1 protein-coding gene is annotated in these 765 nt (G+C 48.4%); it reads right to left on the bottom strand.

The window, feature by feature from the left end; translation table 11 throughout:
- A partial coding sequence (locus tag Xvie_RS20415) for a hypothetical protein (protein WP_086110893.1) occupies positions 1–622 on the bottom strand: 622 nt, incomplete at its 3' end.
- Positions 623–765 lie beyond the last annotated feature (143 nt).

Raw genomic sequence — 765 nt, 5'->3', positions numbered from 1 at the left:
TAATGGCCTGTGGTAACAATGCCTGAGCCATTTGTTGCGCCCGCTCCTGATAACCGAGCACCGGCTTAACAGTTAATGCATCACCGAACCGAATGAGCAGTTTTGGCGGTCGCTGTTTCTGTCTCTCCCTACGTGTGCCGTTAGGTGAGCGTTTTAACCGCTTCCTGTTCTTTTTTACCTTCTTGGCTTTCTTGCGCTGCCATACCCCATTAACGTTATCTCCGTAGCGGGTTGAGAGTTCACCAATGAACGTATCTTCCTTGCCTTTCAACTGGTTCAGCTTGTTACGGGGTAAGTTGCCATACTTATTTAGCTTAACGTTCTTGGGGTTAAGCAATGCAGCACCATTCAGCTTATGCACGCCACCCACTTCAAACGGTTCTAAGTAGCTGGCTGCGGTTGGTAATACAAATACTTTTGCGGTCAGGTCGTTTTTACGAGCGCCTTGACTTCTCACTGATTTCACCGTGAAGGGTGTGGGGCTTTCCAGCCTGCGCTCTATCGCTGTTTTTTGAGCCTGTTCTATCTGGCGCGCCACTTTCGTTAACGCCTGAGCGGTGGCAAACGGGATTTGCTTTCGTATCTTTGCTAGTTGGCTGGATAGATCGTTGAGATTTGCCATTCTTACCCCACAATTTCTTGTATTGCTTTTTGGTCATTTGACTACATAGCGATCACGACTCTCTGAATCATGATGGCAATGTAAGCCGTCTCTCCGGCTGTCACATCACTTCGCCTGCCTACAGCGGATGTTGCTGATAATGA

The organism is Xenorhabdus vietnamensis (assembly GCF_002127535.1).
Taxonomy (GTDB): Bacteria; Pseudomonadota; Gammaproteobacteria; order Enterobacterales; family Enterobacteriaceae; genus Xenorhabdus; species Xenorhabdus vietnamensis.
This window is presented reverse-complemented; position numbering and strand designations above follow the sequence as displayed.